Below are 445 nucleotides of genomic sequence, written 5' to 3'. Positions count from 1 at the left end.
GGTGCCCTCAATGAGCGGCGTATCCGCTTACAGCTATAGCCTTTTTTTTAACGCGCGCCGCAACGTGTCCTGGCTGACGACGTTACCTGTCTTCTCTTGAAACCTGGCATGGAGGACAGGCAGTTGATGGGGATACTCTTCAACCAATTGCTCTAACACAGCAAGATCACTCTCGCTGAGAAGATGGGGGCGTCCTTCGCGAGGCTTGTCTTGAAGACCTTCAATACCGTCTGCTTCCCATTGGGATAACCACGTCGATACCGTATCGCGCTTAACCCCGATAATATCGCGAACCTGGTTAATCGTATGGCCTTTGTGGTTGAGCAGAATGGCGTGAGCCCGACGACGTAACGCTCTCTTTTCGCCGTACTGGTAGGCTTCATTTAAGAGACGTTGCTGGTCAGGTGTTAAAGAAACGAAACGTAAGCGCCGAGACATGGTTCTG

The 445-nt window shown here is 51.7% G+C and carries 1 pseudogene; it reads right to left on the bottom strand.

The features are described from left to right. A pseudogene (locus ACT3R4_RS18470) lies at positions 1 to 438 on the bottom strand (helix-turn-helix domain-containing protein); the annotation flags it as partial. Positions 439 to 445: the final 7 nt, after the last annotated feature.

This window comes from Halomonas sp. AOP7-E1-9 (assembly GCF_052376035.1).
In the GTDB taxonomy this organism is placed as follows: domain Bacteria; phylum Pseudomonadota; class Gammaproteobacteria; order Pseudomonadales; family Halomonadaceae; genus Vreelandella; species Vreelandella citrativorans.
This window is presented reverse-complemented; position numbering and strand designations above follow the sequence as displayed.